Origin of the sequence: Streptomyces sp. cmx-18-6 (assembly GCF_046548915.1) — a bacterium.
In the GTDB taxonomy this organism is placed as follows: domain Bacteria; phylum Actinomycetota; class Actinomycetes; order Streptomycetales; family Streptomycetaceae; genus Streptomyces.
Genome location: NZ_JAEBEP010000009.1, coordinates 207361 through 234201 on the forward strand (window position 1 = coordinate 207361; position 26841 = coordinate 234201).

The 26841-nt window shown below is 70.1% G+C and carries 20 protein-coding genes and 1 pseudogene; 8 read left to right on the top strand and 13 right to left on the bottom strand.

All coding sequences use genetic code 11. The features are described 5' to 3' along the window. Positions 1 to 42 precede the first annotated feature (42 nt). Positions 43 to 480 carry an SsgA family sporulation/cell division regulator gene (locus ACLJPL_RS22285; RefSeq protein ID WP_411082642.1) on the top strand — a complete coding sequence of 146 codons (438 nt, stop codon included), beginning with the start codon at positions 43 to 45 and terminating at the stop codon, positions 478 to 480. Between the two features lie 291 nt (positions 481 to 771). On the opposite strand, the gene ACLJPL_RS22290 is transcribed toward ACLJPL_RS22285, so the two are convergent. After that, on the bottom strand, positions 772 to 2994 hold the full coding sequence (locus ACLJPL_RS22290) for an MMPL family transporter (RefSeq protein WP_411082643.1): 2223 nt from the start codon (positions 2992 to 2994) through the stop codon (positions 772 to 774). Positions 2995 to 3121: 127 nt separating this feature from the next. Further along, positions 3122 to 3694 carry a TetR/AcrR family transcriptional regulator gene (locus ACLJPL_RS22295; protein ID WP_411082644.1) on the bottom strand — a complete coding sequence of 191 codons (573 nt, stop codon included), beginning with the start codon at positions 3692 to 3694 and terminating at the stop codon, positions 3122 to 3124. Between the two features lie 186 nt (positions 3695 to 3880). Between ACLJPL_RS22295 and ACLJPL_RS22300 the strand changes: the two genes are divergently transcribed. Continuing rightward, a complete protein-coding gene (locus ACLJPL_RS22300; RefSeq protein ID WP_411082645.1) occupies positions 3881 to 7435 on the top strand; it encodes a S41 family peptidase in 3555 nt (1184 codons plus the stop codon). A gap of 72 nt (positions 7436 to 7507) precedes the next feature. Further along, positions 7508 to 7729 (top strand): annotated as a pseudogene (locus ACLJPL_RS22305) (helix-turn-helix domain-containing protein); the annotation flags it as partial. A gap of 154 nt (positions 7730 to 7883) precedes the next feature. Here ACLJPL_RS22305 and ACLJPL_RS22310 read toward each other — a convergent pair. From ACLJPL_RS22310 to ACLJPL_RS22325, 4 genes are all read right to left on the bottom strand, one after another. Continuing rightward, a complete protein-coding gene (locus tag ACLJPL_RS22310) occupies positions 7884 to 8099 on the bottom strand; it encodes a hypothetical protein (protein WP_411082646.1) in 216 nt (71 codons plus the stop codon). A gap of 109 nt (positions 8100 to 8208) precedes the next feature. Further along, on the bottom strand, positions 8209 to 9102 hold the full coding sequence (locus tag ACLJPL_RS22315; protein ID WP_411082647.1) for an SDR family oxidoreductase: 894 nt from the start codon (positions 9100 to 9102) through the stop codon (positions 8209 to 8211). After that, positions 9099 to 10037: an alpha/beta fold hydrolase gene (locus tag ACLJPL_RS22320; RefSeq protein WP_411082648.1), complete on the bottom strand. Its 939-nt coding sequence runs from the start codon at positions 10035 to 10037 to the stop codon at positions 9099 to 9101. The genes ACLJPL_RS22315 and ACLJPL_RS22320 overlap by 4 nt, the downstream gene beginning before the upstream one ends. Beyond that, a complete protein-coding gene (locus ACLJPL_RS22325; protein WP_411082649.1) occupies positions 10034 to 11641 on the bottom strand; it encodes a flavin-containing monooxygenase in 1608 nt (535 codons plus the stop codon). The genes ACLJPL_RS22320 and ACLJPL_RS22325 overlap by 4 nt, the downstream gene beginning before the upstream one ends. 168 nt (positions 11642 to 11809) lie before the next feature. On the opposite strand from ACLJPL_RS22325, the gene ACLJPL_RS22330 reads away from it, so the two are divergent. Then, positions 11810 to 12454: a MerR family transcriptional regulator gene (locus ACLJPL_RS22330; RefSeq protein ID WP_411082761.1), complete on the top strand. Its 645-nt coding sequence runs from the start codon at positions 11810 to 11812 to the stop codon at positions 12452 to 12454. A gap of 248 nt (positions 12455 to 12702) precedes the next feature. On the opposite strand, the gene ACLJPL_RS22335 is transcribed toward ACLJPL_RS22330, so the two are convergent. Beyond that, positions 12703 to 13518 (bottom strand): exodeoxyribonuclease III, encoded by an 816-nt coding sequence (locus ACLJPL_RS22335; RefSeq protein ID WP_411082650.1) that lies wholly within the window; start codon positions 13516 to 13518, stop codon positions 12703 to 12705. Positions 13519 to 13566: 48 nt separating this feature from the next. On the opposite strand from ACLJPL_RS22335, the gene ACLJPL_RS22340 reads away from it, so the two are divergent. After that, positions 13567 to 14052, top strand: coding sequence for a GNAT family N-acetyltransferase (locus tag ACLJPL_RS22340; protein ID WP_411082651.1), 486 nt, complete (start codon positions 13567 to 13569; stop codon positions 14050 to 14052). A 61-nt stretch (positions 14053 to 14113) separates the two neighbouring features. Here ACLJPL_RS22340 and ACLJPL_RS22345 read toward each other — a convergent pair whose 3' ends face one another. Together ACLJPL_RS22345 and ACLJPL_RS22350 are read right to left on the bottom strand one after the other, a co-directional pair. After that, entirely contained in the window at positions 14114 to 14575 is a 462-nt protein-coding gene (locus ACLJPL_RS22345; protein ID WP_411082652.1) for a GNAT family N-acetyltransferase, read from the bottom strand. 83 nt (positions 14576 to 14658) lie between these two features. Next, on the bottom strand, positions 14659 to 16170 hold the full coding sequence (locus tag ACLJPL_RS22350; protein WP_411082653.1) for a sigma-70 family RNA polymerase sigma factor: 1512 nt from the start codon (positions 16168 to 16170) through the stop codon (positions 14659 to 14661). Between the two features lie 195 nt (positions 16171 to 16365). Between ACLJPL_RS22350 and ACLJPL_RS22355 the strand changes: the two genes are divergently transcribed. Then, entirely contained in the window at positions 16366 to 17340 is a 975-nt protein-coding gene (locus tag ACLJPL_RS22355; RefSeq protein ID WP_411082654.1) for a helix-turn-helix domain-containing protein, read from the top strand. A 130-nt stretch (positions 17341 to 17470) separates the two neighbouring features. Here the strand turns inward: ACLJPL_RS22355 and ACLJPL_RS22360 are convergent, their stop codons facing one another. The 4 genes from ACLJPL_RS22360 to ACLJPL_RS22375 all read right to left on the bottom strand — a co-directional run bounded on the left by ACLJPL_RS22360 (position 17471) and on the right by ACLJPL_RS22375 (position 21377). Then, a complete protein-coding gene (locus tag ACLJPL_RS22360; RefSeq protein ID WP_411082655.1) occupies positions 17471 to 18676 on the bottom strand; it encodes a S1 family peptidase in 1206 nt (401 codons plus the stop codon). 593 nt (positions 18677 to 19269) lie between these two features. Next, positions 19270 to 20187 (bottom strand): hypothetical protein, encoded by a 918-nt coding sequence (locus ACLJPL_RS22365; RefSeq protein WP_411082656.1) that lies wholly within the window; start codon positions 20185 to 20187, stop codon positions 19270 to 19272. Between the two features lie 29 nt (positions 20188 to 20216). Further along, positions 20217 to 20678 carry a hypothetical protein gene (locus ACLJPL_RS22370; protein WP_411082657.1) on the bottom strand — a complete coding sequence of 154 codons (462 nt, stop codon included), beginning with the start codon at positions 20676 to 20678 and terminating at the stop codon, positions 20217 to 20219. A 249-nt stretch (positions 20679 to 20927) separates the two neighbouring features. After that, positions 20928 to 21377, bottom strand: coding sequence for a hypothetical protein (locus ACLJPL_RS22375; protein WP_411082658.1), 450 nt, complete (start codon positions 21375 to 21377; stop codon positions 20928 to 20930). A gap of 719 nt (positions 21378 to 22096) precedes the next feature. Between ACLJPL_RS22375 and ACLJPL_RS22380 the strand changes: the two genes are divergently transcribed. Both ACLJPL_RS22380 and ACLJPL_RS22385 read left to right on the top strand, forming a co-directional pair. Beyond that, complete coding sequence (locus ACLJPL_RS22380; RefSeq protein ID WP_411082659.1) at positions 22097 to 25984, top strand: SGNH/GDSL hydrolase family protein; 3888 nt, start codon at positions 22097 to 22099, stop codon at positions 25982 to 25984. Between the two features lie 67 nt (positions 25985 to 26051). Then, entirely contained in the window at positions 26052 to 26516 is a 465-nt protein-coding gene (locus ACLJPL_RS22385; protein ID WP_411082660.1) for a hypothetical protein, read from the top strand. Positions 26517 to 26841 lie beyond the last annotated feature (325 nt).

Consider the following 26841-nt stretch of genomic DNA (forward strand, 5'->3'; position numbering starts at 1 on the left):
GACATTAGAGGGCAGAGCGATACATATAGGAGGAGCCGGCCCATGTCCCCTGTGATCGAAGTACATGCCCGCGCCCGGCTCATCACCGATGGCCCTCTGACCCGTCCCGTCCCCGTCGACCTGCGCTACGACGCGGCCGACGATCCGCGCACCGTCCACATCACGCTGCCCGGCGGCACCGACTGGGCCTTCGGCCGCGACCTCCTGGAGCGCGGCCTGCGCACCCCGATCGAACGCGGGGCCGTCCGCGTCTGGCCGTGCGGCCGTACGCAGGTGATCGTGGAGCTGCACTCGACGGACGGCGTCGAGGTGTTCCAGTTCGAGATACGGACCCTGATCCGCTTCCTCGCCCGCACCCGCGCGCAGGCCCCGGCGACCGCACCCCCGGACGGGACGCCGGAGGCACGGCCTCCGTCCCGCACCACCCGCCCGAAACAAGACGCCCAGCCCGAACGGGGCGCGCAACCGGCCCGCGGCTGAGGCGACACCCGTACGCAGAGCGGCATCCGTACACGGAGCAGCATCCGTACGCGGAACAGCACCTGTACGCAGAGCAGCCCCCGCACACGGAGCGGCACCTGTACGCAGAGCAGCCCCCGCACACAGAGATGGCCCCCGTGCACTCGCACGGGGGCCATCTCCGCGCCCCGGCCCCCCGTCCCCACAGGCAACCGGCGCTTCCGGGGCCGCGCTCCGCTCAGACGCGGCCCCGGGGTCCAGAGGACTCGAACGGCTCGACGGAGTCCTTCACGGTGCGGTCCGGACGACGACTCAGACGCGTACGAGCTCGCGCTCGCCCCCGTCACCGCCATCGGAGCCGGCGGTCTCGTCCGTCAGCTGCTTCTGCAGCTTCTCGCCCTCCACGTCCACGTTGGGCAGCGCCCGGTCCAGCCAGCGCGGCAGCCACCAGGCCCGCTTGCCCAGCAGGGCCAGTACGGCGGGCACGATCGCCATCCGCACCACGAAGGCGTCGAACAGGACGGCGACGGCGAGCGAGAAGCCGATCATCTTGACCATCTGCTCGGTGGAGCCGATGAAGCCGGCGAACACCGCCATCATGATCACGGCCGCCGCCGTGACCACCCGTGCGCCGTGCTTGAAGCCGGTCACGATGGCCTGGCCCGGGCTCTCGCCGTGGACGTACGCCTCGCGCATCCGGGTGACGAGGAAGACCTCGTAGTCCATCGCGAGGCCGAAGACCACGCCGACCATGAAGATCGGCATCATGCTCATGATCGGGCCGGTCTGCTCGACGCCGAAGACCGAGCCGAGCCAGCCCCACTGGAACACCGCGACGACCGCGCCGAGAGCCGCGACCACCGAGAGCAGGAAGCCGAGGGCCGCCTTGAGCGGGACGAGGATCGAGCGGAAGACCAGCATCAGCAGCAGGAACGCGAGGCCGACGACGAGGGCCAGGTAGGGCAGCAGCGCGTCGTTCATCTTCTGCGAGAAGTCGATGTTCATCGCGGTGGCGCCGGTGACCAGGACCTCGGCCCCGGTGTCCGCCTTGATGTCCGCACCCGCGTCGCGGATGTCGTGGACGACCTCCTCCGTGGCGTGGGAGGACGGCCGGTCCTTCGGGATGACCGTGATCGTCGCGGTGTCACCGGCCTTGTTGAACTGGGCCGGGGTGACGGCGACGACGCCGATCGACTCGATCTCCTTGGAAACCTGCTCGGCCGCGGCCTTCGGGTCGGAGCTGCCCTTGCCGTCCATGACGACCATCAGCGGGCCGTTGAAGCCGGGGCCGAAGCCGTCCGAGAGCATGTCGTACGCCTGACGCTGCGTGGTCGACTTCGGCTGCGCGCCGTCGTCGGGCAGGCCCATCTCCAGGGACGCCGCCGGTACGGCGATGACGCCGAGGCCGAGGATGCCGACCAGCATCACCCACACCGGCCTGCGCAGCACGAACCGCGCCCAGCGGGTGCCCATGTTCGGCTTGGCGTCGGGACGGTTCTCCGCCTCGGCGGCCTTGCGCGCCCTGCGGCCCATGACCCGCTTGCCGGCGAAGCCCAGCAGGGCCGGGACGAGCGTGAGGGCGATGACCACGGCGATCGCGACCGTACCGGCGGCGGCGAAGCCCATCTTCGTCAGCATCGGGATGTTGACGACGGCGAGGCCCACCAGGGCGATGACCACGGTCAGACCGGCGAAGACGACGGCCGACCCGGCGGTGCCGACAGCCCGCCCTGCCGCCTCCTCGCGCTCGCGGCCGTCCGCCAGTTCGGCGCGGTAGCGGGAGACGATGAAGAGGGCGTAGTCGATGCCGACCGCGAGGCCGATCATCGAGGCGAGGATCGGGGTGGTGGAGCCCAGGTCCAGCACGCTGGCCAGGGCCGTGATGAGCGAGACCCCGATGCCGACGCCGATGAGGGCGGTGACCAGCGGCAGCCCGGCGGCGATCAGCGATCCGAAGGTGATGACCAGGACGACGGCCGCGATGGCGACCCCGATGATCTCGGCGGTCCCGGTGTGCGGCATGACCTGGAGGGCGTCGCCGCCGATCTCCACCTTCATGCCGCTGTTCTGCGCGTCCTTGCCCGCGTCCTCCAGGGCGTCGCGGGTGGCGTCGGTCAGCTCCATGGAGTTGACCTTGTACGCGACCGAGATGTACGCCGTCGAACCGTCCTGGCTCACGGCCTTGGCCTCGAACGGGTCGGCGACCTGGGCTATCTGGTCGGAGCCGGAGGCCAGCTCCTTGACGATGCCGGTGATCTCGCCCTTGTTGGCCGCGTCGGTCACCTTCTCGCCCTCGGGGGCCTTGAAGACGACACGGGCGGTGGCCCCGTCGGCGCTCGCGCCGGGGAAGCGCTGTTCCAGCAGGTCGAAGGCGCGCTGCGCCTCCGTACCGGGAATGGAGAAGGAACTGGAGGTGGCGGTGGACGCGGAGGCCGCGCCGAATCCGGCGAGCGCCAGCAGTGCCACCCAGATCAGGGCGACATAGCGGCGGCGCCGGAAGGCGAGCCGTCCGAGCTTGTAGAGGAAAGTGGCCACGGAGGCGTACTCCCGGTCAGGTCGTATGAGTGGATGTGGGCGTGAAGTTCCGGCCCGACGACGAGAGCGGCGTTGTCAGGTGGGTGGCACGTCGGGGAGAGGGCCGTACGGGGCGGGGACGGGGTCGTCAGACTCCGAGGGCGGGGAGAACCACGGAGTCCACGTAGTCGATGAGGAACGCCTGGTCGACCGGGCGGTCCTCGATCAGCTGCCGGGCGGCCAGCGCGCCGACCAGCATGTGCGGGATGTACTTCAGCGCCGGGTTGTCCGCGCGCAGTTCGCCCCGCGCCACCGCCCGTTGGAGCAGCTCGTCGAGACCGGTCATCTCCGGTTCGATCAAGAGCTCGCGCAGGGCCTGGAGCAGCTCGGGGTACTCGTGGACGGCATGGCTCAGACCCCGCATCAGCGCGGCGTCCTTCTCCATCTGGCAGTCGTCGGCCCGGCTCAGCGCGGCGTGGAAGTCCCCGCGCAGCGAACCGGTGTCGATCTCGGCGAGGCTCCCCGGCTTGTTGTGCCGCAGCGCCTTGGCGACCAGCTCGGGCTTGGAGCCCCACTGGCGGTAGAGCGTGGCCTTGCTCGACCGGGTGCGGGCGGCGATGGCGTCCATGGTCAGGGCGTCGTAGCCGACCTCACGGAGCAGGTCGAGGACGGCCTCGTAGAGCTCGCCCTCACGCTCGGGGGTCAGCCTGGTGCGTGCCATGTGCCGGCCCCCTTCGCGCTCGACCCACCGGTCCGGTGTTCCGTTCACCGTCGAACGGAACCACCGTCGAACGAAACTGTTTCGTACACCTGAACCGTACCCCTCCCGCCCAGCGAAACGAAATCGTTTCGCTTGTGCGCTGCACCACAACTTGCCCCGGGCCCGTCGCGCGGAAAGCATTGAGGGGTGAGTGACGACGTCGCGTATCTCCGGTTTCCCCATCTCCACCAGGACATGCTCTGCTTCGCGGCCGAGGACGACCTCTGGGTCGCCCCTCTCGTCCCGGCAGGCCACCGGCCCGGGCGGGCCTGGCGGGTGACCGTCGACCGGACCCGGGTCAGCCATCCGCGCTTCTCGCCGGACGGCGCCTCCATCGCCTACACGACCTGGCGGACCCTGGACCCCGAGATCCACCTCGCCCCGGTCGCCGGCGGCCCGGCCCGCCGGCTCACCCACTGGGGCTCGACCGACGCCCGGGTCTGCGGCTGGAGCCCCGATCCGGCCGACGCCTCCCAGATCCTCGCCGTCTCCTCGCACAACCAGCCGTTCTCGTACTTCTCCTGGGCCTACAGCGTCCCCACGGACGGCAGCCCCGGCGGCAGGCTCCCCTGGGGCCCGGTCTCCGACATCGCGGTCGCCGACCTCGACGGCGAGCGCCGCACCCTGCTGCTCACCGGCACGCCCCCGCACGAGCCGGCCGCCTGGAAGCGCTACCGGGGCGGGGCCATGGGCCGCCTCTGGCTGCACGGCGAGCGCCTGCTCCCGGACATCGACGGCCACCTCGCCTCACCGATGTTCGTCGGCCGCCGCATCGCGTTCCTCTCCGACCACGAGGGCGTCGGCAACGTCTACTCCTGCCGGGCCGATGGCGCCGATCTGCGCCGCCACACCGACCACGACGCCTTCTACGCCCGCAACGCCTCCAGCGACGGCCGCCGGGTCGTCTACCAGTGCGGCGGCGACCTCTGGCTGGTCGAGGACCTGGAGTCGCCGGACGCGGTCCCGCGCAAGCTGGAGGTACGCCTCGGGGGGCCGCGCACCGGCCGGCGCAGCCACCAGGTGCCCGCCGCCAGCAACGTCGACTCGCTCTCGGTCGACGAGACGGGCCGGGCCAGCGCCGTCACCGTACGCGGCAGCCTCTACTGGCTCACCCACCGCGACGGCCCCGCCCGCACCATCAGCGACACCCCGGGGGTGCGGGTGCGGCTGCCGGAGATGCTCGGGAGCGGGGGCCGGGTCGCGTACGTCACCGACGCGGACGGCGAGGACGCGGTGGAGATCGCCTACCTGCCGCGCGCCAGCGGCGACCGCGCCCCGCGCCGGCTCGCCTCGGGGCGGCTGGGCCGGGTGCAGGAGATGATCTCCGACCCGGCGGGCGAACGGCTCGCCATCGCCTCCAACGACGGCCGGCTGCTGCTCCTGGACACGGGGGAGGGCGAGGTCGCCGGCATCGCGGGAACGGCCCCCAGCGGCTCGACGCGCGCGGACCTGCACACGGGCACGGGCCCACAGCCCCGCGACGCGCACACGGACACGGACACGGGCGCACAGTTCCCCGACACGGACACGCACACGGACACGGGCACCGGCACCGGCACACGGGCGCAGCCCCCCGACGCCACCGGCGCACCGGCCTCCCCCGACCCCGCCACGGCGGCGGCCACGCCCACCGGCGCACCGGCCTCCTCCCCCGTCGGCCCAGGCGCACAGCCCCCCTCCGACGTCACCGAGCTGATCCGCTCGGTCAACGGCCCGGTCCGCGACCTCGCCTTCTCCCCGGACGGCGACTGGCTGACCTGGTCCCACCCGGGCGTCGGCCGCTCGCTGCGGCAGATCAAGCTGGCCCGGATCTCCGGCCCCGGAGCCCCGGTGATCGTCGACGTCACCAACGGCCGCTTCGAGGACGAGAACCCGGTCTTCACGGACGACGGCCGCTATCTGGCGTTCCTGTCCTGGCGGGGCTTCGACCCGGTGTACGACGTCCACACCGGCGACCTCTCCTTCCCGCTGGGCTGCCGCCCCTACCTGGTCCCGCTCTCCTCCGCGACCCCCTCCCCCTTCGCGCTCTCCCCGGACGGGCGTCCGGCGGCGGGCGGGCTCGACCCGGTGGACGTGGCGGACGGGGGTGCGGCGGAGGGGTCGTCGACGGTGATGGTCGAGTTCGAGGGCCTGGAGAGCCGGGTGACGCCGTTCCCGGTCTCCGCCTCCAAGTACTCGGCCCTGCACCCGGTGAGCGGCGGCGGCCTGGTCTGGCTGCGGTGGCCGATCTCGGGGGCGCTCGGCGAGACGTTCGCGAACCCGGCCGACATGTCGGGGCGGCCCACCCTGGAGCACTTCAACATCGCGAAGGCCCGCAGGACCGAACTGGTCGACCACCTCGACTGGTTCGCGGTCAGCGGCGACTGCTCGCGCCTGGTCGTGATGGACGACGGCGAGCTGCGCGCCCTGCCGGCGACCGAGCCGGGCGACGGCGACTCCACGGTCTATCTGGACCTGCGCCGCATCCTGCACGAGGTGGACCCGGCGGCACAGTGGCGGCAGGCGTACGGGGAGGCGGGCCGGATCATCCGCTCGTACTTCTGGGAGCCGGACATGTGCGGCATCGACTGGGACGGGGTGCTGGACCAGTACCGCCCGCTGGTCGAACGGGTCGCGTCCCCCGACGAGTTCGCGGATCTGCTGCGCGAGGTGCTGGGCGAGCTGGGCACCTCGCACGCGTACGTCTCCCCCGCCCGCCGCAACGAGGGCCCGCCGCACTACCAGCGGGCCATCGGCCTGCTCGGGGCCAACCTGGTCTGCCGGGACGGCGCGTGGACGATCCAGCGCATCCTGCCCGGCGACTCCTCCGACTCCAAGGCGCGTTCACCCCTGGCCGGCACGGGCATCCGGGAGGGCGCGGCCCTCACCCATGTGGACGGCCGCCCGGTGGACCCGGTGACGGGCCCGTTCCCGCTGCTGGCGGCGGCGGGGGGCACGACGGTGGAGCTGACGTTCACGCCGCCGGGCGGGGGCCCGTCGCGGCGGGTGGCGATCATGCCCCTGGTGGACGAACGCCCACTGCGCTACCAGGACTGGGTGGCCAAACGGCGTGACGTCGTACGGGAGTTGAGCGGCGGCAAGTGCGGCTACCTGCACATCCCGGACATGGGCGGCTCGGGCTGGGCCCAGTTCAACCGGGACCTGCGCCTGGAGGTCTCCCGGCCCGCGCTGATCGTGGACGTACGGGGCAACGCGGGCGGGCACATCAGCGAGCTGGTCGTGGAGAAGCTCACCCGCAAGATCCTCGGCTGGGACCTGACGCGCAACGCGCAGGCGGTGAGTTACGCCTCCAACGCGCCGAGGGGCCCGGTCGTCGCCCTGGCCGACGAGGCGACCTCCTCGGACGGCGACATGATCACCGCCGCGTTCCGGCTGCTGAAGCTGGGCCCGGTGGTGGGCCAGCGGACGTGGGGCGGGGTGGTCGGCATGACCGGCCGCCACCGCCTGGGCGACGGCACGGTGATCACGGTCCCGATGAACGCCGCCTGGTTCGACACGTACGGCTGGTCGGTGGAGAACCACGGCGTGGAACCGGACCTGGAGGCCCTGCGCACCCCCCTGGACTGGGCGGAGGGCCGCCACGCGGTCCTGGACGACGCGGTGCGGGTGGCCCTGGACCTCCTGGCGTCCCACCCGGCGTCGACGCCCCCGTCGTACGACACGGCCCCGAACCTGCGGCGCCCACCGCTGCCGCCGAGGTAGGGAAACGCCCCACTGCCGGGCGAGGCCGAGAGCGCCGAGCCGGCTGCTCGCGCGGCAGTCATGGGAGAGCCCGTGAATCACTCCGCAGGGAAGACCCGCCGGCCCCGGAAGCTGTTGGGCGAGACAGTAGAGGAGTCCGCCGCCTACGTCGAAGCCGGACACTCCTTGACCCTCGGCCAGGCTGTCTACGACCGCCGCACCGCGCTCGGACTTTCCCAGACCGGGTTGGCGCGCCGGGCCGGGATGAGCCAGCCGCAGATCTCCACCATCGAGGGCGGCGATTCCGTACCGACCCCGGCCAGGGCCCGAAGCGCCGGTATCGATCAAGCGAGCGGCACCGGCTCCGTACAACGAGAAGGAGGCGCACCCGGAAACCCGGGTGCGCCTCCCGACGCGACGCGCGCGCACGCGCGAACCGCAGCGCGCACGCGTCACACCTCAGCGACCGTCAACGGTCAAAACGCTCGCGCGCCTGGTCCTTCGCGTCCTGGGCCCGGTCCCGGAGGCCGGTCGACGCGTCGGAGCCGTGCTCCTGGCCGCGGTCGCGGGGCTTCGAGCCCCGCTGCTGGGCCTCGTCCTTGCCCTGGCCGGCCTTCTGCTTGGCCTGCTTGGCCTGGTCGGCGAGGTCCTGCGCCTTGTCCTTGAACTGGTCTGCGATACCCATGCTGTTCACTCCTGTGGGATGCGTGAAGTACGTGTGGACGGCCCCCAGCGGGGCCTCGCCCAGCGTTGCACGACCCGACATCCCACGCATTTCGGAACGTTACGTACCGTTACGCACGGTCAGCACGCTCGGCTCGCGCGTCCTGGTCCGCCTCTCCCCCGGCCCCCACCAGCCCCTTCGGCACGGTGTGGAGGCGCGGCTCGAAGCGGCGCATCTCGCGCTGTCCGCCGATCGCGATGACGGAGGGCAGGTAGCCCCGGACCGACTGCATCCCGCGCAGCCACCACTGGGCGTACACATGCGGGGAGCGCCGGACGATCCCGTCCACGATCCGTTCGACGGCCGGGCCGAGCGGATACGTGCGGTTCATCGGCCACGGCAGCCGCTGGCGCAACTCCCGCATCACGTCGTCCTGGTCAGCGCCGCGCACCATGTCGGTGTCGGTCCAGGAGAGGTAGCCGACCCCGACCTTGACGCCCTTGTAGCCGACCTCGGCGCGCAGGCTGTGCGCGAACGCCTCGACGCCCGACTTGGACGCGCAGTACGCCGTCATCATCGGGGCCGGGGTGATCGCGGCCAGCGACGCTATCTGGAGGAAGTAGCCGCGGCTCTCCATCAGCACCGGCAGGAACGCCCGCCCGGTGACCGCGCCGCCGATGAGGTTCACCTCGATGACCCGCCGCCAGGCGTCCGGGTCGGAGTCGACGAACGGGCCGCCCGATGCGACGCCCGCGTTGGCGACGACCACGTCGACCTTGCCGAACCGGTCCTTGACCTCGCGCGCCACCTGGGCCATCGCCGCGTGGTCGGTGACGTCGGCGAACCAGTGGTCGCTCTCGCCGTGCAGCCGCTCGGACACCTTCTTCAGCTCGTCCGGCTCCAGGCCGACGAGCGCCAGCGTCGCACCGCGCGCCGACAGCTTGCGGGCCAGCAGTTCGCCCACGCCACGGGCCGCGCCGGTCACGACGACGACCTGGCCCTCCAGACTCCGCCTGCTGCTCATGCGACATCCTCCTTCTCCGCCGGGGCGGCCGTCCGCTCGGTGACGTACCGGGTGACCAGTTCTCTGAGCTTCGCCGTGACGGCCTCCGGGGCTTCCATCGGCGTCATGTGCCCCACGCCCGTCAGCTCGGTCAGCCCGAGGCCCAGCGGCAGCGCCGCCGCGATGGCCCGCGCGTGGACCGGCGGGGTGAGCCTGTCCTCCGTGCCGGCGATGACCGCGGTCGGCGCCCGCAGCTCCCGCACGCTCGCCGCCTCGTCCAGTTCGGCGAGCACGTGGCCCCACCCCACCCGCGCGCGGCGCGGGCACGCGTGCACGATCCGGGCGCACGCGTCGACCCGCTCCGGAGCCGAACCGGCCCCCATCGTCACGTACTTGAGGATCTTCCTGGAGACCGGGGTGACCGGCCCGAGGGGCGCCCCGGACCCGAGGATCGCGGCCGTGAGCCGGGTCCGGAACGCGCCCGCCCGCATCGGCAGGACGAGCGCCTCGGCGGTCAGCCGGTCGCTGCCGGTGGAGCAGAGCAGCACGGCGGCGGCGTGCTCGCGCAGCCCGGGCCTGCGGGCCGCGGCCATCAGCGTCATGCCGCCCATGGAGTGCCCGGCCAGCACCGCCTTCCGCCCGGGGGCCAGGGTCGCGGCGAGGACCGCTTCGAGGTCGTCGGCCAGGGCGCCCGGGCTGTAGCCGCCGGGGCCGGGCTCGGGGGTCAGGCCGTGGCCGCGCTGGTCGTAGGCGATGACGCGGTGGTCGGCGGCGAGGTCCCGGATCTGCGCGGCCCAGAAGTGGGTGTTGCAGGTCCAGCCGTGGGCCAGGACCACGGCGGGCGCGTCCTTCGGCCCGTGCAGCTCGACGTGGATGCGCGAGCCGTCCGCGGACCGTACGAACTGTTCGCTCGCGGGTACCGGCGGGGCGTCGTCGCGGTGCAGGAGACGGCTCATCGCGCGGCCTCCTCGACGACGGAGCCGCCGGTCGCGGACTTCCCGGCTTCGACGGCCTCCCGGTCGGCGCGCCCCGGCTGCTCCGGTACGAGCCCGCGCCCGCCCAGCCGTTCCGCTCCGCCGATCGCAGTCCCGGCCCGGATGACGTCGTACTCCGCGAGGTCCACCGTCCGCGTCTGCCGCCGGAACTCGCCCGTCGTGCCCGGCCAGACCGTCGTGTTGCGGCCCTCAGCGTCCAGGTACCAGCTGGTGCAGCCACCGGTGTTCCACACGGTGCGCTTCATCCGCTCCTGGACCCGGTGGTTCCACGCGGTGACGGCGGTGGAGCGCGCGCCGAGCGCCGCGCGGCCGCCCAGCACGTTCAACTGCCGCAGGTAGTCGGCCATGTAGTTGAGCTGGGACTCGATCATCAGGATCATCGAGGAGTTGCCGAGCCCGGTGTTGGGGCCGATGATCGTCATCCAGTTGGGGAACCCGGCGGCGGTCGCGCCGCGCAGCGAGTTCATCCCGTCCTTCCAGGACTCGGCGAGCGTGATGCCCTCCTCGCCGACGACCCGCTCCGCGATCGGCATGTCCGTCACATGGAAGCCGGTGCCGAAGATGATCGCGTCGACCTCGGCCTCGCTGCCGTCCGCGGCGACGACGGTGGAGCCGCGTATCTCGCTGAGCCCGGAGGCCACGACGTCCACATTGGGCTGGGCGAGCGCCGGGTAGTAGGTGCTGGAGAGCAGGATCCGCTTGCAGCCGATGCGGTAGTCGGGGGTCAGCTTCGCCCGCAGGGCCGGGTCCTTGATGGCCCGCGCCATGTTGGACTTGGCTATCTTCTCCACCAGGCCCAGCTGGTCGGGGTGCTTGGTGAAGGCGCTGACCTGCAACTCCCGTATGCCCCACAGCAGTCCGCGGCGTGCGGTGCCGGTGGCGGGGACGGCCCGGTGGAGGGCGCGCTCGGCCTTGCTGATGGTGCGGTCCATGCGCGGCATGACCCAGGGGGGCGTGCGCTGGAAGAGCGTGAGCTGGGCGGTCTTCGGCTGGATCGCCGGGACGATCTGGATGGCGGAGGCGCCCGTTCCGACCATGGCGACGCGCTTGCCGGCCAGGTCGTAGTCGTGGTCCCAGCGCGCGGAGTGGAAGACCTTGCCGGGGAAGGAGTCGAGCCCGGGTATGTCCGGCATCTTGGGGTCCGAGAGCGGCCCGGTGGCGGAGACGACGACGTCCGCGCGGAGTACGGACCCGTCCGCGGACTCGATCACCCAGTACAGGTTCTCCTTGTCCCAGCTCATCAGCTTCACCTCATGGTTCAGCCGGATGTGCGGACGGAGCCCGAAGGTGTCGGCGACGCGCTCCAGGTAGGCGCGGATGTGCTCCTGCCCGGAGAAGGTGCGCGGCCAGTCGGGGTTGGGCGCGAAGGAGAAGGAGTAGAGGTGGGACGGTACGTCGCAGGCGCAGCCGGGATAGCTGTTGTCGCGCCAGGTGCCGCCCACCGAGTCGGCCCGCTCCAGGACGACGAAATCGGTGATGCCTTCGCGGCGCAGCCGGACGGCGGCCCCCAGGCCCCCGAATCCGGTTCCGATCACCGCCACACGTACGTGCTCCTGCTGGGCCATGCTGCCGCCTCCCGCGGTACGTCACACGACTCTGCCAGCAATCACTGGCATTGTTCGGAGAGTAGAGCAGGCTCGTACTGATGGGTAGGGGGCGGACCGAGGAAAGTTACTGGCGGTACAACATAGGGTGCCCCTGTGGCTGAAGGACGCGAGCACCGCGAATACCGCATGGAGGAGCTGGCCCATGAGGCCGGCATCACCGTGCGGACCCTGCGCTTCTACCGGGAGCGCGGCCTGATCCCGCCACCCCGCCGGGAGGGCCGGATCGCCTGGTACGACGACCACCACCTGGCCCGGCTCCGCACCATCACGGGCCTGTTGGAGCGCGGCCACACCCTCAACGGCATCGCGGACCTGGCCGCCACCTTCGAGAGCGGACGCGATGTGGCCGAGGTGCTGGGCCTCGGCGAGCCGACCGAGGAGACCCCGGTCCGGCTCACCCCGGAACAGCTCGCCGACTACTTCGAGGGCGAGGTCACCCCGGAGAACCTGGCGACCGCGCTGGACCTGGGCTATCTCGCCACCGATGGCGACGAGATCGTCCACATCAGCCGGCGTCTGCTGGAGGTGTCGGCGGAGCTCGTACGGGAAGGGGTGCCGCTGGCCACGGTGCTCTCCTCGGGCCGACGCGTCCGCGAGCACGCGGACGCTCTCGCCGAAATCTTCGTACGCGTACTGCATGCCCACACCAAGGAGACCGAACCGGCCCAACTTCGGCCACTGGCCCGTGCGGTGGTGGACGCGGAGCTGTCGATGGCCCTGGACCGCAGACTGCGCCGCGAGGACGGCACCCAGCCCCCTAAGGCGGAGTGACCCCTCCCGGGACCCGGGAGGAGGGGGTCACCGTGCTTTGCGCCAGGGACGGCCGGGACGTCACCGCGCTTCCGGCCAGGGACGGGCGGGGGAGGGGATCCCCCCCGCTTCCCGCCCGGGACGCGGGGGGATCACCCCGTTTCCCACCCGGGGCGGCCGCGACGGGAGCACCCGGTCGCCCCCACGCGGCCGGCGACTTCCCCAGGGGCGCTCTTCAAAGGGTTCTACGGGGGCGTTCCCCAGGCGCTCTACAGGTCGAAGACGGCGGTCACGGGCGCATGGTCGCTCCACCGTTCCGCATGGCTCGCGGCCCTCTCCACGTACGCCTTCACCGCACGCTCCGCCAGCCGGGGCGAGGCGACGATCAGGTCGATCCGCCACCCGGCGTCGTTGTCGAAGGCACGCCCCCGGTAGGACCACCACGAGTACGGCCCCTCGGTGTCCGGGTGCAGCGCCCGTACGACGTCGACGTACGCGGCCTCCTCGAAGACCCGCGTCAGCCAGGCCCGCTCCTCGGGCAGGAAGCCGGAGTTCTTCTGGTTGGCCTTCCAGTTCTTCAGGTCGGCCTCCTGGTGGGCGATGTTCCAGTCGCCGCAGACCACGACCTCGCGGCCGTCCGCCGCCGCCCGCTCCCTCAGGCCCTGGAGGTAGGTGAGGAAGGCCGCCATGAAGCGCTCCTTCTCGTCCTGCCGCTCCGTGCCGACCTCACCGGAGGGCAGGTACAGGCTCGCGACGGTCACGCCGGGGAGGTCGATCTCGACGTACCGGCCGCTCGCGTCGAACTCCTCGGCGCCGGGGACCTCGAACCCGCCGAAGCCGATCTGCACCCGCTCCGGCGCGCGCCGCGCGTAGACGGAGACCCCGGCGCGCCCCTTGGCGGCGGCGGGGGCGTGCACGGCGTGCCAGCCCTCGGGGGAACGGACCTCTTCGGCCAGCTGGGCGGGGTCGGCGCGGACCTCCTGGAGGCAGATCACATCGGCTTCGGTGCTCGCCAGCCATTCCACGAAGCCTTTCTTCGTGGCGGCGCGGAGCCCATTAACATTCACGCTCGTAACGGTCAGCATCCGGAAACAGTACCCACCCGCCCTAGACATAGATATACGATGCCCAGCATGATTATCCGCCCGCGTCGCTTCGATCATCCCGACGCCGTCAAACTCAACGACCAGGTGCAGCTCGAGTACGCCGTGCGCTACGGCGACGAGGGCGATGTCACCCCGCTCGACCCGGCCATGTTCGAGCCCCCGCACGGTCTGTATCTGCTCGCCTACGACGAGGAGGACCGCCCGGTGGCCACCGGCGGCTGGCGCACCCAGGACCGCAACCCCGAGGGCTACGGGGACGGCGACGCCGAGATCAAGCGGATGTTCGTGATCCCCGAGGGCCGAGGGCGCGGCCTGGCCCGCCGGCTGCTCGCCGCCCTGGAGGACGACGCACGGGCCGCCGGCCGCGTCCGGATGGTCCTGGAGACCGGGGACCAGCAGCCGGAGGCCATAGCGCTGTACACGTCGAGCGGCTACACGGTCTGCGAGAAGTTCGGCCACTACCGGGAGTACGAGAGCAGCATCTGCATGGCCAAGCCGCTCCGGCAGCCGTGAACCCCGCGCCGCTCCGGCGCCGGCGGCCGGGACCACCGCCGCCGTGCGGGAGGCCGGTTCCTCAGGCGTCCCCGCCGAGCACCAGGACGACGTGCTCGTTCTCCCCGTGCACGACCGTCCCCGTGGCCACGAACCCGCACTTCTCCAGCAGCCGCACCGAGCCGGTGTTGCCCGCGACGGGGTCGGCGTAGAGGGGGCGGATCTTCTCCCGCTCCAGGAACGCGTTCAGCGCCACGGTGCCGATGCCCCGGCCCCAGTACGGGCGGCCCAGCCAATAGCCGATGGTGCGCTGCCCCTCCACCCACCAGGACACGATGCTCCCGGCGGGATCGCCGTCCACGACGACCGTCTGCACGAAGACCTCGGGGTCCCCCAGCACCCTCGTGGCCCAGTGCGTCATGAACGCCTCCCGCTCCCGTGGGGCGAACTTCGAGCGCCGGACCGCCTCCGGGTCGTGCTCGTACGCGAGGAACGTCTCAAGGTCCGCCTGCTCGACATCTCTGAGTTGCACAGTGCTCTCCATGCCGACCGAGTCTGCCACCCGGCACTGACAACGGGCACTGACCACCGGCATGGGCCACCGGCACCGGCCACCAGCCGGGCCGCTCAGCGCGGGGTGGCCAGCACCTGGGTCCAGTAGGGGCCGCGCGGGGAGTCCGCGATGCCCACGCCGACGTGGACGAAGTCGCAGTTGAAGATGTCGCCGTCGCGGCCGGGGCTGCGACGCCACTGTTCGGCAACGGCGGCCGGGTCGCGCATGCCGGTGGCGATGGTCTCGCCCACGGCCGACCAGTCGTAGCCCGTGGCGGCGACCCGGTCGCCCATCCCCCGGCCCGAGGAGTCGGTGTGGCCGAAATAGTTCCGTGCGGCCATGTCCTCGGAGTGCCGCTGGGCGACCTCGGTCAGCCGGGGATCGGTGCGCAGGCCGGGGCAGCCGGTCTCGGCGCGCAGGGTGTTGACCCGGGTGACCAGCCGCTGGTCCGGGCCGGCCGGCGGGGCCGGGAGCGCGGACGCGGCCGAGGGCGCGGGAGCGGCGGAGGGCGGCCGGGAGGCGGCGGCCGTACGGCTGGGCGAGGCCGAGGGCGACGGCGGGAGCGGGGACGACGACGTGGCGGTGGAGGGCGCGGGACGCGGCTCGGCCGGGGCGGCGGCGGGCGGCGAGGCACGGTGCGTGGGGCCCCCGCCCCGGGACTCGGGCGAGGCGGGGCCCGAGGGCCACAGGAGTACGGCGACGGAGGTCACGGCGGCCGCGGCGGCGAGCAGCCCCGCCGCCTTCCCGGCGGAGAACGCGGCGGGGGCCACCGCCGGGGCCAGCGCCGCCGAGGCGTGCTGCCCACCCTCGTACAACGGCACCACCAGAGCGAGGCCGGAGAGCAGCCCCTCCGGCGGGACGAGGTTCGCGCTGCCGGCGGAGCAGGTGGCGCAGCCCCGTATGTGCCGGGCCGTCCGCTTGCGCCACAGGGGCGTGGGCACGCCGTCCCAGTCCTCCGTCAGCGCGTCCAGGTCGGGGCAGCGGGGGTCGGCTGCCAGGGCCCGGACGACCGCGCGCCCGACGTCGAGCTGGTTCTTGACCCGCTGTACGCGTACGGCGGCGTGCTGCGGGGAGAGCCCGAGCGCCTCGGCCAGATCGGCACGGGTGAGGTCACCGGTGGTTTCCAGCCACCACAGGGAGAGCACATCGCGTTCCGCGTCGTCCAGCCAGCGGGTCGCCTCGGCGGTCTCGCGCCGCTGCCCGGAGAGCTCCAGGCGCAGGATCGTCAGGTCGACGAAGTCGGCCGCCGGGTCGGCGGGCTCCTCGGTCTCGTCGAGGGCGGCGGGGCGATGGCCCAGGACGGACCAGCGGGTGCGGACCTGGTTCATGGCGATGGCCACCAGCCAGGACCGGAACCGGGCGGGTTCGCGCAGCGAGGAGAGGCCGGAGAGCGCCCGGAGCATGGTCTCCTGCACCACGTCGTCCACGTCCGGGTGGCCGTTGAGGGCGCGCCCGACGACGTTGTAGACGAGCGGCAGGTACTGGGCGGCGAGCCGCTCCCCCGCACCCCGGTCGCCGTTCCTGGCCGCGATGACCAGAGCGGTGTCCACGCCGTTCGGACCGTTCAGACCCTGCACGCCCGTCACGCCCTTCGTTCCGTCAGCCAAGCGCCCGCGTACTCACGTCCCGGCCGGCCCGCACACGGAGCGGCGCGGCGCCCGAGGAGGTGTGGGCCAGGTCACCCCCGGGGGTTTTGTTATCCGCCCCCCGCCCGGTGGTCAACCAGTATGCGGGGGCCCGCGGGCCGCCCCGCAGGGAGAGTGCCGGAAACCGGGAGGGACATGTCGACCAGAACGGACACCGACTTCACCATGCCGGAGGCCACGGGGGCCGAGACCTTCCCCGGGGCCCTGCGGCAGGCGCTGAACCGGCGCGGGCTCTCGCTGGAGCGGGTGAGCGAACGGCTCAGGGCGCACGGCATCGTCATCAGCCAGGCCACCCTCAGCAGCTGGCAGCGCGGCCGCAGCCAGCCCGAACGGGCGCGGTCCCTGCGGGCCTTGGAGGCGCTGGAGGAGATCCTGGAGCTGCCCGCCGGGGCCCTGCTCTCGCTGCTCGGCCCACGCCGCCCCCGTGGCCGGATCACGCCGGCCGGCGGCGAGGGGGCCGCCCTCCAGGTCCTCGGGGAGGACTCGGTGGTGGAGAAGGCGCTCGGCGCGCGGTTCCGCCACTTCAACCAGGAGACGGGCTCGTTGGTCGTCCACGACGTCGTGACGGTCGGCGAGAGCGGCACGCTGAGCGGGATCTCCTCCACGAACGTGCTGCGGGCCGGCCGGGCGGGCGCGGACCGCGCGGTCTTCGTGCTCAGCTTCGACGACGAGGCGGCCGAGCCCGTGGACATCCGGGTCACCTGCGGCCGGCTCGTCGAGGCCACGTACCTCAAGAACCTCAAGTCCCTGGTGCTGGAGATCCACTTCGGCCGCCGGCTCGCCAAACTGGACACCACGGTGGTGAGTTACGCCGTCGAGGTGAGCCCGTCCGAGACACCGGCCACGCACTACGAGCGCTGGTCGCGGACGAACCTCCACGAGTACCTCCAGCAGGTCTTCTTCCACCCCGCCGCCCTGCCGTCCGACTGCCACCGGTACGTACGGGACCGGGTCGGCTCGCCGCCCCACGCCCGGCGGCGCATCCCGCTGAGCGACGCGTACGACGTCCATGTGCTCACCTCCCGGTGCAAGCCGGGTGTCCACGGGGTGGCGTGGGACTACGGGCCGGGAACGGGTGGAACGAGTGGAACGGGAGACCGCCCAGGATGAGTGGACGGTCTCCCGCGCTTGCGGCGCCTTCGCCCGGCGGGGGCTGCTCGGCGTCTCCCGCCGGGGCCGCTCGCCGTCGAGCCGCCCCGGCGGGGGGGGGCTGCTCGGCGTCGGAGCGGGCCCGGCGGGGCTACTTGGTGTTGAGCGTCAGCCCGTAGTACTTCAGGGCGTCGTCGAGCGGCTGGAAGTACGACGAACCGGGCGAGTTCACCTGGCCGTTGCACCGCTGGCCGATGGGACCGCCGGAGGTCATCCCCTGCGCCTGGGAGCCGGAGACGTACGCGCCACCGCTGTCGCCGCCCTGGGTGCAGACGGATGAGCTCGCCAGCCCCGTCACCACGGTGTCCGGGCCGCCGTTCTCGTCGGTGTAGGTGACGCTGACGTTGTACGAGCCGACCTTGCCGCAGGTCCAGCCGGTGGTCTGGCCGGACTTGCAGAGCGCCGAACCCTGCGGGGCGCGCTGGCTGCCCCGGACGGCGACAGTGCCCGCCTTGCCGTACGTGGTGATGTCGAGGCCGATCGAGTGGCCGGAGTCCACGGCGGCTATGCCCATGTCCACGCTGCGCGTGCCGAGGGCGAACCGGGTGTGGGTGGCCTTGGCGAACCGGGTCCCGTTGTAGGCGAGTTCGGGCAGACCGTCCACACAGTGGCCGGCCGTCACCAGCACCTGCTTGCCGGAGCGGTCCTTCGCCCCGTAGCCGACCGAGCAGAGGTAGCCGTTGAACGTCATCCGGCTGCCGGGCGGCACGACGGCCTGGGTCTCCAGCTTCTCCCGGCCCTTGACGACCCGTACCGCTTCGCCGTTGCTCCGCGCGGCCTCGAGGAAGTCACGGGTGGCGGTGTCCGACGTACCGTTCACCTCGACGGTCACGGTGTCGGACGCGAGGTCCACGGACCACGCGGACACCCCGGCCGGGGCGCTCCTGAGGGCCTGGGTGTCGAGCTGGGCCTTGACGCGGTTCAGCGCGCTCTCACCGCGCTCGGGGACCCGCGCCTTCAGCCCGGCCTCCCTGACCTCCTTCGCCGCCTGCGCATCGGCGGCGTTGACGACGAGGGTTCCGTCCGGGGCGAAGAAGGCCCCGAGCGTGGAGACGCGCTCCGCCCGCAACTCCGCGAACCGGTCCTGCTGCCGGGCTTCCTTGTCCAGCCGTTCGCCGGCTTCCCGCTCACTCACGCCCAGGGTCGAGGCGAGAGCCCGGACCATCTCCGGCTGATAGCGCAGCGGCGCGGATTCCTCCTGACCGGCGTAGGCCCCTGTGGCGACTCCGGCCGACAGAAGGGCGCCGATGGAGGCGGCCACGATGTATCTGCGCGCGTTCTTCTTACCGTGCTTCACGCGATTCCTTCCGCTACACGGGCAGTGTCCAGACAATGGGGGGGTGGCCGCACCGCGCTTGGGGACGCGCGACGCGCTCCGGTGGACACTGCCCGGCGGCGATGACATGTCCCTGTCGCCGCGTCCCGAACTCTCGCGTAAGCGGAACTGCCGCGACAAGGACTGGAGAAGAGGCTCTTTTCTACAGAACTGGCCGAGAACTGTAGAGAAACCGAGGCGCGGGGCCCGGCCTGCGAGCGCTGCGGGACTCCTCAGCGGTCGTAGCGGTGGGCGTACGGCATGCCGGGGCACGCGGGACAGACGAAGAGGTGCACGCCGCCGCGCCCCCCGGTGTCCACGCCGTAGATCCCGGTCACCGCCTCGACCTCGTCGAACCGCTCGCCAGGTGTCCGCGTGCGGGTACTCCGGCAGGTCCGCGTGCGGGTGCTCCGCCGCGCGACTGCGCGCCACCGCCACCGGCTCAGGAGAGACGGGCTCACCCCGACCCGCACCGGCCGGCGCCCTGTGGGCCCGGACGACGGAATCCCGCCCGGTCCAAGACCGGGCGGGATTCCGTCAACCCTCTGTGAGCCGACACGCTGCCTCAGGGCTGTTCACGGACGGACAGCCGGCGCGGCTTCCAGCGTGCTCTTCGAGCTCTTCTGAGCCCGGTCGAGCAACGACGTGTGGCTGGCAATCAGCTGCTTCTGGATAGCAGATTCCTCGGTGTACCAGACCTTGACCAGGTCGGTCTTTTCCTTGCACTCGACCTCGGCGGTGGCAATGCTGATTTCCTTGCTCGACGCCGTGGGCGCGTTCGCCGATGCCAGATCACCGGCGTCCCAGACGGTTTTCACGTCATGACCGCGCGCGTTCATGCAGTCGGCCCACCGGGCCATCGCGGCCTTGACTGCCGGAACCTGCTGAGACCGTTCGAAGCTCTCGGCGCTCAACTGCTCCACTAGTTCGACGTCCAGCGACCCGACCTTCCGGTCGACCTCTCCGCTGCAACCGCCTTCGGGAAGTTCCCGCCCCTTGAAGGATGTGGCCTTCTCGCTTCCCTCTGCCCCCCGCCAGACCTTTTCGGCATCCGGCTCGTCCTGCTCCGGCGGAGGGGTGCTGTCCCTGCCGGAAGCAGGCACGCGGTAGCCGAACTCCTGAGCCTCCGCCAGGACGGTCAGGCCGTAGCGACGGGGCATGTTCGACGCGTTGTCCGCAGGCGGCGGGGAGGTTCCGAGGTCTTCGGTTCTCCAGTCCACAAAGCCATAGCGGCGCATGCAGGCTATCTCAGCGACGTCCCGCGCCCGCTGGACGGCGATTTCGTCGGCATAGGAGACCATGTACTGCTCAAGCGGCAGGGCCATGCCCTTGGTCAGCCCGGCAGAAGGAACTCTGGACGGCCAATTCTCCGTGAAGACCTTCGGAGTCGCGGCCTCGGCCTTCGTCACCCCGCCGGCGGTCACCACCTGTGAGCCATCTGATTCGTGCTGCCCGCAGCCGGCCATGAGCACCGCGAGAGAAACAGCTGCCACAGGAACAAGGAAGACGCGTCGGATGGTCATCACAGCCTCGCACTACTAGCGTTTTCGTTCTTGAGGGACGAGATGAGGTTCTTGTTGACACCTGTCGTGAATGTCTGGTATGCACCGGTCTGGTTGCTGTTGAAGTAGATCCGGTGCGATCGGGAGTCGGCATTGGACGCACCGGCGGCATTGTTCTTCACAACGTCACCGGAACCTGGCTGCACCGCACGGCACTTACTGCCGTTGGGCAGCGCTATCCCCTTGTCGCGACCGAACTCGAATCGGACCTGCTGCATCCCCGAGGGCGTCAGGTGATCAAATCCCGTATGCGAGTCATGGGTCTTGTTCGTGAGGAAGCAGGCGCTGGAAAAGATGCCGATGCTCTGCAGACTGTTGTAGAAGATCGCGAAACATCTTGTCGACGACGAGCACTCATCCGAACTGTACGTAACGTAGGCGTTCGCCTGGGACACCGGCACGAGCACCGCCGCCACCGTCATGCCGGCAGTTACCGCACAGCGTCCCACGAATGACCTTTTTGACACGTTCCCCCCACTTGACGTCAGGGTCGGGAAAAAATGACCGACTACCTACCGGGCATGAAACTCGCCGAGTTATGGCCCCGACCCGCTTGAGCACTACCGTAGCTCCGCGCTCGAACTGATTGAGCGAAGCCCGACCGATCGGCCGATTTACATTCCATGGTTCTCCGGGAGGCATGAAATCCGACCTCCCAGCCTCGATCATGATCAGCCGCAGTGAATGTTGTGCCAGGCTTCCTGCCAGACGAGCGTCTGCCCGGCGGAGGGCCCATTGGTAGCCCCGACGTAAATATTGATGCACTTGCCGTTGGTTCCGGTCACCCTTACAGGGCCGGCGTAATATTTGTAATCTCCGAGATCGCTTTGACGGCCCGTGAGATTTCCTCTCTCGATCGCCACACTGAGTTGAGTCACCTTTCCGTAGTACAGCCCTGCGGTGTTCGTCGCGCAGTTGGTCCCCCCGTTGGCGGTCGAGTAATAAACACGCGCGGTGCTCATGACCGTTCCGTTGGTCTGCTTGAGTTTGTACGTGCCCACGAGCGAACCCGAGCAGCCACTCGCCGCGGAAGCGGTCGTCGTCGTACCGAAGGCGAGGCCGACGGTCATCATTGCCAGGCCGGCCGAATAGGCGAGCGCTTTGCGGGTGCTTGATCGCATCATTCGTTCCTTTTCTCCGGTCAGTGATCCGGTGACGCGGTACCGCAATGAGGCTCCTCGCCGGAACCACGCACGGCTCACCTTCCGGACGTGTCAGCCATTCGAGCACGTGAAACATTCGAAGCCATGTCCGCATTGCCGATCTGGCACCTCACGCCGCCCCGCCCAGGTGATTTGCGGCTGCAGCTTAGGCCAGGCCGAGCCACCGGTCCAGACCTTGCCGCCACTCCGCGCACCTCGCAATTCAGCCAACGTGCGGCCGGAAAAGACGAGGCGATCGGCGGATCCCATGCCCACTAACGCACATCTATCACTCTCTGTGGCTCAGCGGGCAACCTCGGTAACGACACCGGAGCAGAGTGGCGCGGCGCGCTCAACCCTCAGAATCCCTTCTACGGGCTCGCCACCTGGGACGCTGCGAACGAAAGCGCCGACGAGAATGAAGCATTCCGCTATTACGGCCCCACGATCGCCCGCCCTCGCGATCCGAAGTCATATTTCAGTCACCCTCTGGCCGGATGTCACGCAAATCAGCCGATTAAATTTTCACCGCCCGATCCACCAGTCGGCACAGATATCGTCGCGTCGACCCGACGGGTCGATGCCATTCGCGACTGTTCGTTCGGCAAGAACGACATGGGCGATATGGCCGACATGGAATAACGAATCGAGCGAAGGAGTGGGATGTAGTGAGACGGGGAAGATCATTTGCGAAAATCGTGGCCGGAACGGCAGCAACGGCCCTTTTCGCGGCTTTGGTGCAGCCTGCCTGGGGAGCAGAGGACGAGGCTCCGGACCCCGGCGTGAAGGCGCAGGGGGAAGCTGATGTTTCGTCGATACCGGCCGCTGACCGCAGCCGTGTTCTGGGGGCGAAGTGGTCGCAGTCCGCTGATGTCGCGTGGACGACCACATCGGATGCGCAAGGGTTTCATCTGCTCACAGCGACGGAAAAGTCCGGATACGCATGGAAGACAGCCGCCTCGCTGTCCGAGCCGGGGTTCGATGCCGACGCGTGGATCGGCAATGCGTGCGTGACGGCGTCGGGTAAGAGAGCGGTGGTCGTCTATGCCCCGCGCACTTTCACCAACGACGTTCAACTGAACGCTCGCGGTGGATTCACCGCAGTCGTCGAGCTGGCTTCGGGCAAGGTGACCAAACTCGATCTCACCGCCTCGCTCTCCTATTACAACCCCGGGTGCGGGGTGGGTGAATCCGCTGTCCTGACCCAGTCACCCGGTGAGGACAGACAGCAGACGCGCCTCATCACGGTGGACGCGGTGACGGGAAAGCTCGGCACTCCGGTGGTCGCGGACGGCCAGGTCACCTCGGCCGTACCCGGCGGCGCCGGCATCGTCGCAGCCAACGGTGCGAAGGTCGTCAGTATTGACGACAAGGGCAAGAAGACCCCTCTTGCCGCCACCAGTGGAACTCCTTACCGGATCACCCCCGATGCCGGCGGCGGTTTCGTCTTCCTGGACAGGCAGCCTCGCAAGGACAACGCGACAGAAGCGAAGACGCTGGTCAAGCGCACTCTGGGGGACGGAGAGACGACGACGCTCGGTAGCGGAGCGCTCTCCGCCGTAGGGGTGACCCGTGCGGCCGGAACGGTCTACCTCACCGGCGAGACGGTGGCGTCGAAACGGCTGCCCTCGGTCGTACAGAAGCTCACGGGAGCGGGCAAGGACACCATCGTCTCCACGCACGCACGGGCCCTGGTCCAGCGCACGGCGTGGGCGGATGGCAAAGGGTCGCCGTCCCACCTCCAACCCGAGCAGGCGGACGACGCGCGATCGGTGAACATCACCGCGACGTTCCGCGGCACCGGTCGGACGAGTGCGTTCACCGTCTCCCCTCTGGGGAAGAGGTCCTCTCACTGGGATCAGGGCTTGGCCGCCTCGCCCCGCCTCGACGCCGGGCGAAGCGGTGGCCCCGCTTCCTCCGCGAACAAGGGCGTGGCCGCGGCCGGCTCCCCGACAGAGATCGTCGAATCGGAGCGGGTGTGCTCGGTCCCCCGCAACGATCCTCGCAACCAGGCGATGCAGCCCAAGCCCCGCCAGGTGGAGTGGGCGGTCGACCAGGCCGTCAAGGGAGGTCTGAACCGGCACATATCCCGTCCGGCGAACTGGAAGAACCTGGGGATGCCCGCCTACCAGCCCCAGACGATGTTCCCCAGCCCGGCCCTGTCCGGAGGCGGCCGTGTGCCCGCACAGATCCTGCTGGGCATCACCGCGCAGGAATCGAACATGTGGCAGGCCGCTCGCAGCGCTGTTCCCGGGGTGACCGCCAACCCGCTGATCGGCAACTTCTACGGCACCGACTTCAAGGACGGCAACGACGCCGACTGGGACATCGACTTCCGTAAAGCCGACTGTGGTTACGGTGTGACCCAGGTGACCGACCACATGCGGATGGCGGGACGCGAAGACGGAATGGGCGGTGCCGCCTGGGATTACCAGAAGCAGCGGGCGGTCGCCCTCGATTACACCGCCAACATCGCCGCCGGCCTCCAGATCCTCGCAGACAAGTGGAACGTGACCAAGCAGGCCGGCCTCGTCGTGCACGACGGGGACCCCAAGCGGCTGGAGAACTGGTTCTTCGCCCTGTGGGCCTACAATTCAGGGTTCTACGAGAACGTCAACAACAACGAACCCTGGGGAGTGGGCTGGGCCAACAACCCCGCCAATCCGGAATGGGACGCCGGCCGTAATCCCTTCATGGAGGACCGGTACGGCAACGAGGACGCCTCCGCCGCGGCCCGTCCACAGCACTGGCCCTACCCCGAGAAGGTCCTCGGCTTCGCCGCCCACCCACCGTCCTTCATCGAGTCCCCGAGCAAGATGGTCGAGGCGTTCCGCCCCGCCTGGTGGAACGGCACTGACGGCGACGCGACGATCGTCGGCAGCGGCAAGTACCACCGGGCACGGGTCAAGCCGCCGGAGGACCTGTTCTGCGGCCCGTACAACTCCTGTGACCCCTCCAAGATCTCCGATGAGGCATCCAACGATTCAGCGACGAGCGGTCCCTGTACGCGAAGCGACTTCCGCTGCTGGTTCCACCAGTCGGTGAGCTGGAAGACGGACTGTTCCTACAGCTGCGGCAACGAGCTGGTCCGGTTCAACGAGACCTATCCGGAAGAAGCGGACGGCACGGCCTACCCGCCCGTCTGCACCACAGCCGGGACAGGACTGCCCGCCGGGGCGCTCATCGTCGACGACGTCGCCGGAGGCACCCCCGTGGTGCGGCCCGGCTGTTCGAACTCGGGCTGGACCAACTCAGGGACGTTCACCCTCGGATTCAAGGGCGAAGCGGGCACCGGAGGGGGTACCGTCTGGCCCGGCAAGGTCGACACCCATCAGCTCGGCGCCGGATTCGGCGGTCACTTCTACATGTCGACCACCCGGGCGGGCGCCAAGGGTGAACGACTCAAGGCCACAGGAACCTGGCAGTTGAGCTCGTCCCTCAACAAATGGGGCAGGGTCATGGTGCACATCCCCGACCATGGAGCTCAGACCCAGCAAGCTCGCTATGAGATCTACTCGGGTGGCACGAAGGTAGGAGAGCGTTACATCCCTACCCGGCATCGAAAGAACAGCTGGGTCAATCTAGGGGTCTTCGATTTCCGAGGGTCGGGTCTGCCCAGCGTCAGGTTGGCCAACGTCACCGAGGACGGCGTGGGCGAGGACCGAGTGGCCTGGGACGCGGTGGCGTTCGTACCCCTGGCTGCCAAGCCGGCACAGTTCGTCGTAGCCCTGGGCGATTCCTATGCCTCAGGTGAAGGAGCCGGCGCCTACAGCGTCGTCAGTAACAACAACCACGGCGACAGCTCCTGGAACGCGTGCCGACGCAGTGGCAACGCCTGGTCCCGCAAGGCGGTCCTGCCTGGCCACACGTCAACGATCGGCGCGTTGTCCGACAGCAACGACCCCCGAATAGACTTCCAGTTCGTCGCCTGCTCCGGGGCGCAGACATGGCAATTGTCCGGGCAGCCGCTCGAATGGGGATACGATGGCAACTTCCGCGAGATCCCTCAGAATCGATCTGGCGTGCTGGACGCGAACACAACGCTCGTCACCCTCACTATCGGGGGTAATGACGCGAAGTTCCCGGACATCATCCGGAACTGTGTCATCGCCGCGTGTCCTGCGGAAAACGACATGAAGAGGGACATCGATCTGTCGGTCACTGAAGCGAGAAATACGTTGACCGACATCTCCCACAGAGCCCCGAAAGCCAAGATCGTACTGCTTGGCTATCCGACGCTTTTCCATGCGAACAACATCCTCTGCTCCGGCGGGGTGGGAACCGAGGACATGGTCCGCATGAACAAGATGGCTGGATACATGAAGGACAAGCAGTCCGCCATGGTGGCCGGCCTGAAGCAGAGTGGTATGCCGGTGCTGTTCGAATCGCCTGACCAGGACTTCGAGGGCCGGCGGGTGTGCGACGACCCCGAGGGGATCCACGGAGTCGTCCTCGGCCAGCAGGGCGAGGGAGACTTTCCGTGCCCCGGTCCGGCATGGTGTGCCAGCCGCGAAAGCTACCACCCCAAGAACATCGGTACGTCGGCCTATGCCAACGCCCTGGTGCGGGCGCTGAACAGGCCGTGACCAGTGGCCATGGAGAGAATGCCGCCGGCCCGTGCCTAGCGCTGCGGGTGGACGGAGCTCGCCGGGGGTGAAGGTTTTCGGCGCGCTCCTCTGCATGCTGCTCTTCGGCGTCCTCGCGTTGTTCGTATCCCAGCGGCTGGTGGAGTCCGGACGCGAGGACGTGGCCTTTGGAAGAACGGTGGACCACGCGGAGCGGCACGCACGCACGATGACCGAGCAGTCGGGGGCGCTTCTGGCCGACAGGCGCTCCGCGGCGGCCGCGCTTGAGAGCGACGAGCGCGGCGGACACGGAATATCGACCCTTTACGCCTTTCAGCGCAGGGGGTCGACGGCCACTGAAGTGGTGTTGTACACGGTGCCCTACGAGAAGGCGGCCCTGCCCTTCTCCTCCGGTACGGGCGCGGCCAGGCGCTGCTTCACCATCGTTTACGCCGCGGTGGGGACGCCGGAAACGACATCGCATGTCACAGCTCACGACAGCGAGTCATCGTGCGCACAGATCGCCGAGGAGGTGGACGCCGCGGAGCGGTGAGAGGCATCGGTCTGGAAGTCTGCAACTCCAGAGGCGTCCTGAGGCCCGGCCGGCGACGGTCCGGGCCTCAGGGCCGTCCAGGGCGTCGGCCGCGGCGAGCCGACCGGCACGGCCTGCGGCGGGCCGATGCCGGGACGCCGCCCGGACCACCAGGGTGCTGCCGCCGCTTCGCCAGCCCGCACGGTCAGCTCCGCTCACCGCGCCCACCGGCACCGCAGCCGACTTCCCCGAGCGGCATCCGCGTCGCACCAAGCCTGATAACCACGAAATCCCGCCCAGTTGAAGAACTGGACGGGATTTCGTGAACCCTTCACGAGCTGACTCG

What these genes read in the sequence shown, in the direction of transcription:
- ACLJPL_RS22375 (WP_411082658.1), bottom strand. Translation starts at nt 21,377, where the DNA reads ATGCGATCAAGCACCCGCAAAGCGCTCGCCTATTCGGCCGGCCTGGCA.
- ACLJPL_RS22370 (WP_411082657.1), bottom strand. Translation starts at nt 20,678, where the DNA reads ATGACGGTGGCGGCGGTGCTCGTGCCGGTGTCCCAGGCGAACGCCTAC.
- ACLJPL_RS22330 (WP_411082761.1), top strand. Translation starts at nt 11,810, where the DNA reads ATGGAGGAGCTGGCCCATGAGGCCGGCATCACCGTGCGGACCCTGCGC.
- ACLJPL_RS22355 (WP_411082654.1), top strand. Translation starts at nt 16,366, where the DNA reads ATGTCGACCAGAACGGACACCGACTTCACCATGCCGGAGGCCACGGGG.
- ACLJPL_RS22315 (WP_411082647.1), bottom strand. Translation starts at nt 9,102, where the DNA reads ATGAGCAGCAGGCGGAGTCTGGAGGGCCAGGTCGTCGTCGTGACCGGC.
- ACLJPL_RS22285 (WP_411082642.1), top strand. Translation starts at nt 43, where the DNA reads ATGTCCCCTGTGATCGAAGTACATGCCCGCGCCCGGCTCATCACCGAT.
- ACLJPL_RS22310 (WP_411082646.1), bottom strand. Translation starts at nt 8,099, where the DNA reads ATGGGTATCGCAGACCAGTTCAAGGACAAGGCGCAGGACCTCGCCGAC.
- ACLJPL_RS22335 (WP_411082650.1), bottom strand. Translation starts at nt 13,518, where the DNA reads ATGCTGACCGTTACGAGCGTGAATGTTAATGGGCTCCGCGCCGCCACG.
- ACLJPL_RS22320 (WP_411082648.1), bottom strand. Translation starts at nt 10,037, where the DNA reads ATGAGCCGTCTCCTGCACCGCGACGACGCCCCGCCGGTACCCGCGAGC.
- ACLJPL_RS22345 (WP_411082652.1), bottom strand. Translation starts at nt 14,575, where the DNA reads ATGGAGAGCACTGTGCAACTCAGAGATGTCGAGCAGGCGGACCTTGAG.
- ACLJPL_RS22340 (WP_411082651.1), top strand. Translation starts at nt 13,567, where the DNA reads ATGATTATCCGCCCGCGTCGCTTCGATCATCCCGACGCCGTCAAACTC.
- ACLJPL_RS22295 (WP_411082644.1), bottom strand. Translation starts at nt 3,694, where the DNA reads ATGGCACGCACCAGGCTGACCCCCGAGCGTGAGGGCGAGCTCTACGAG.
- ACLJPL_RS22325 (WP_411082649.1), bottom strand. Translation starts at nt 11,641, where the DNA reads ATGGCCCAGCAGGAGCACGTACGTGTGGCGGTGATCGGAACCGGATTC.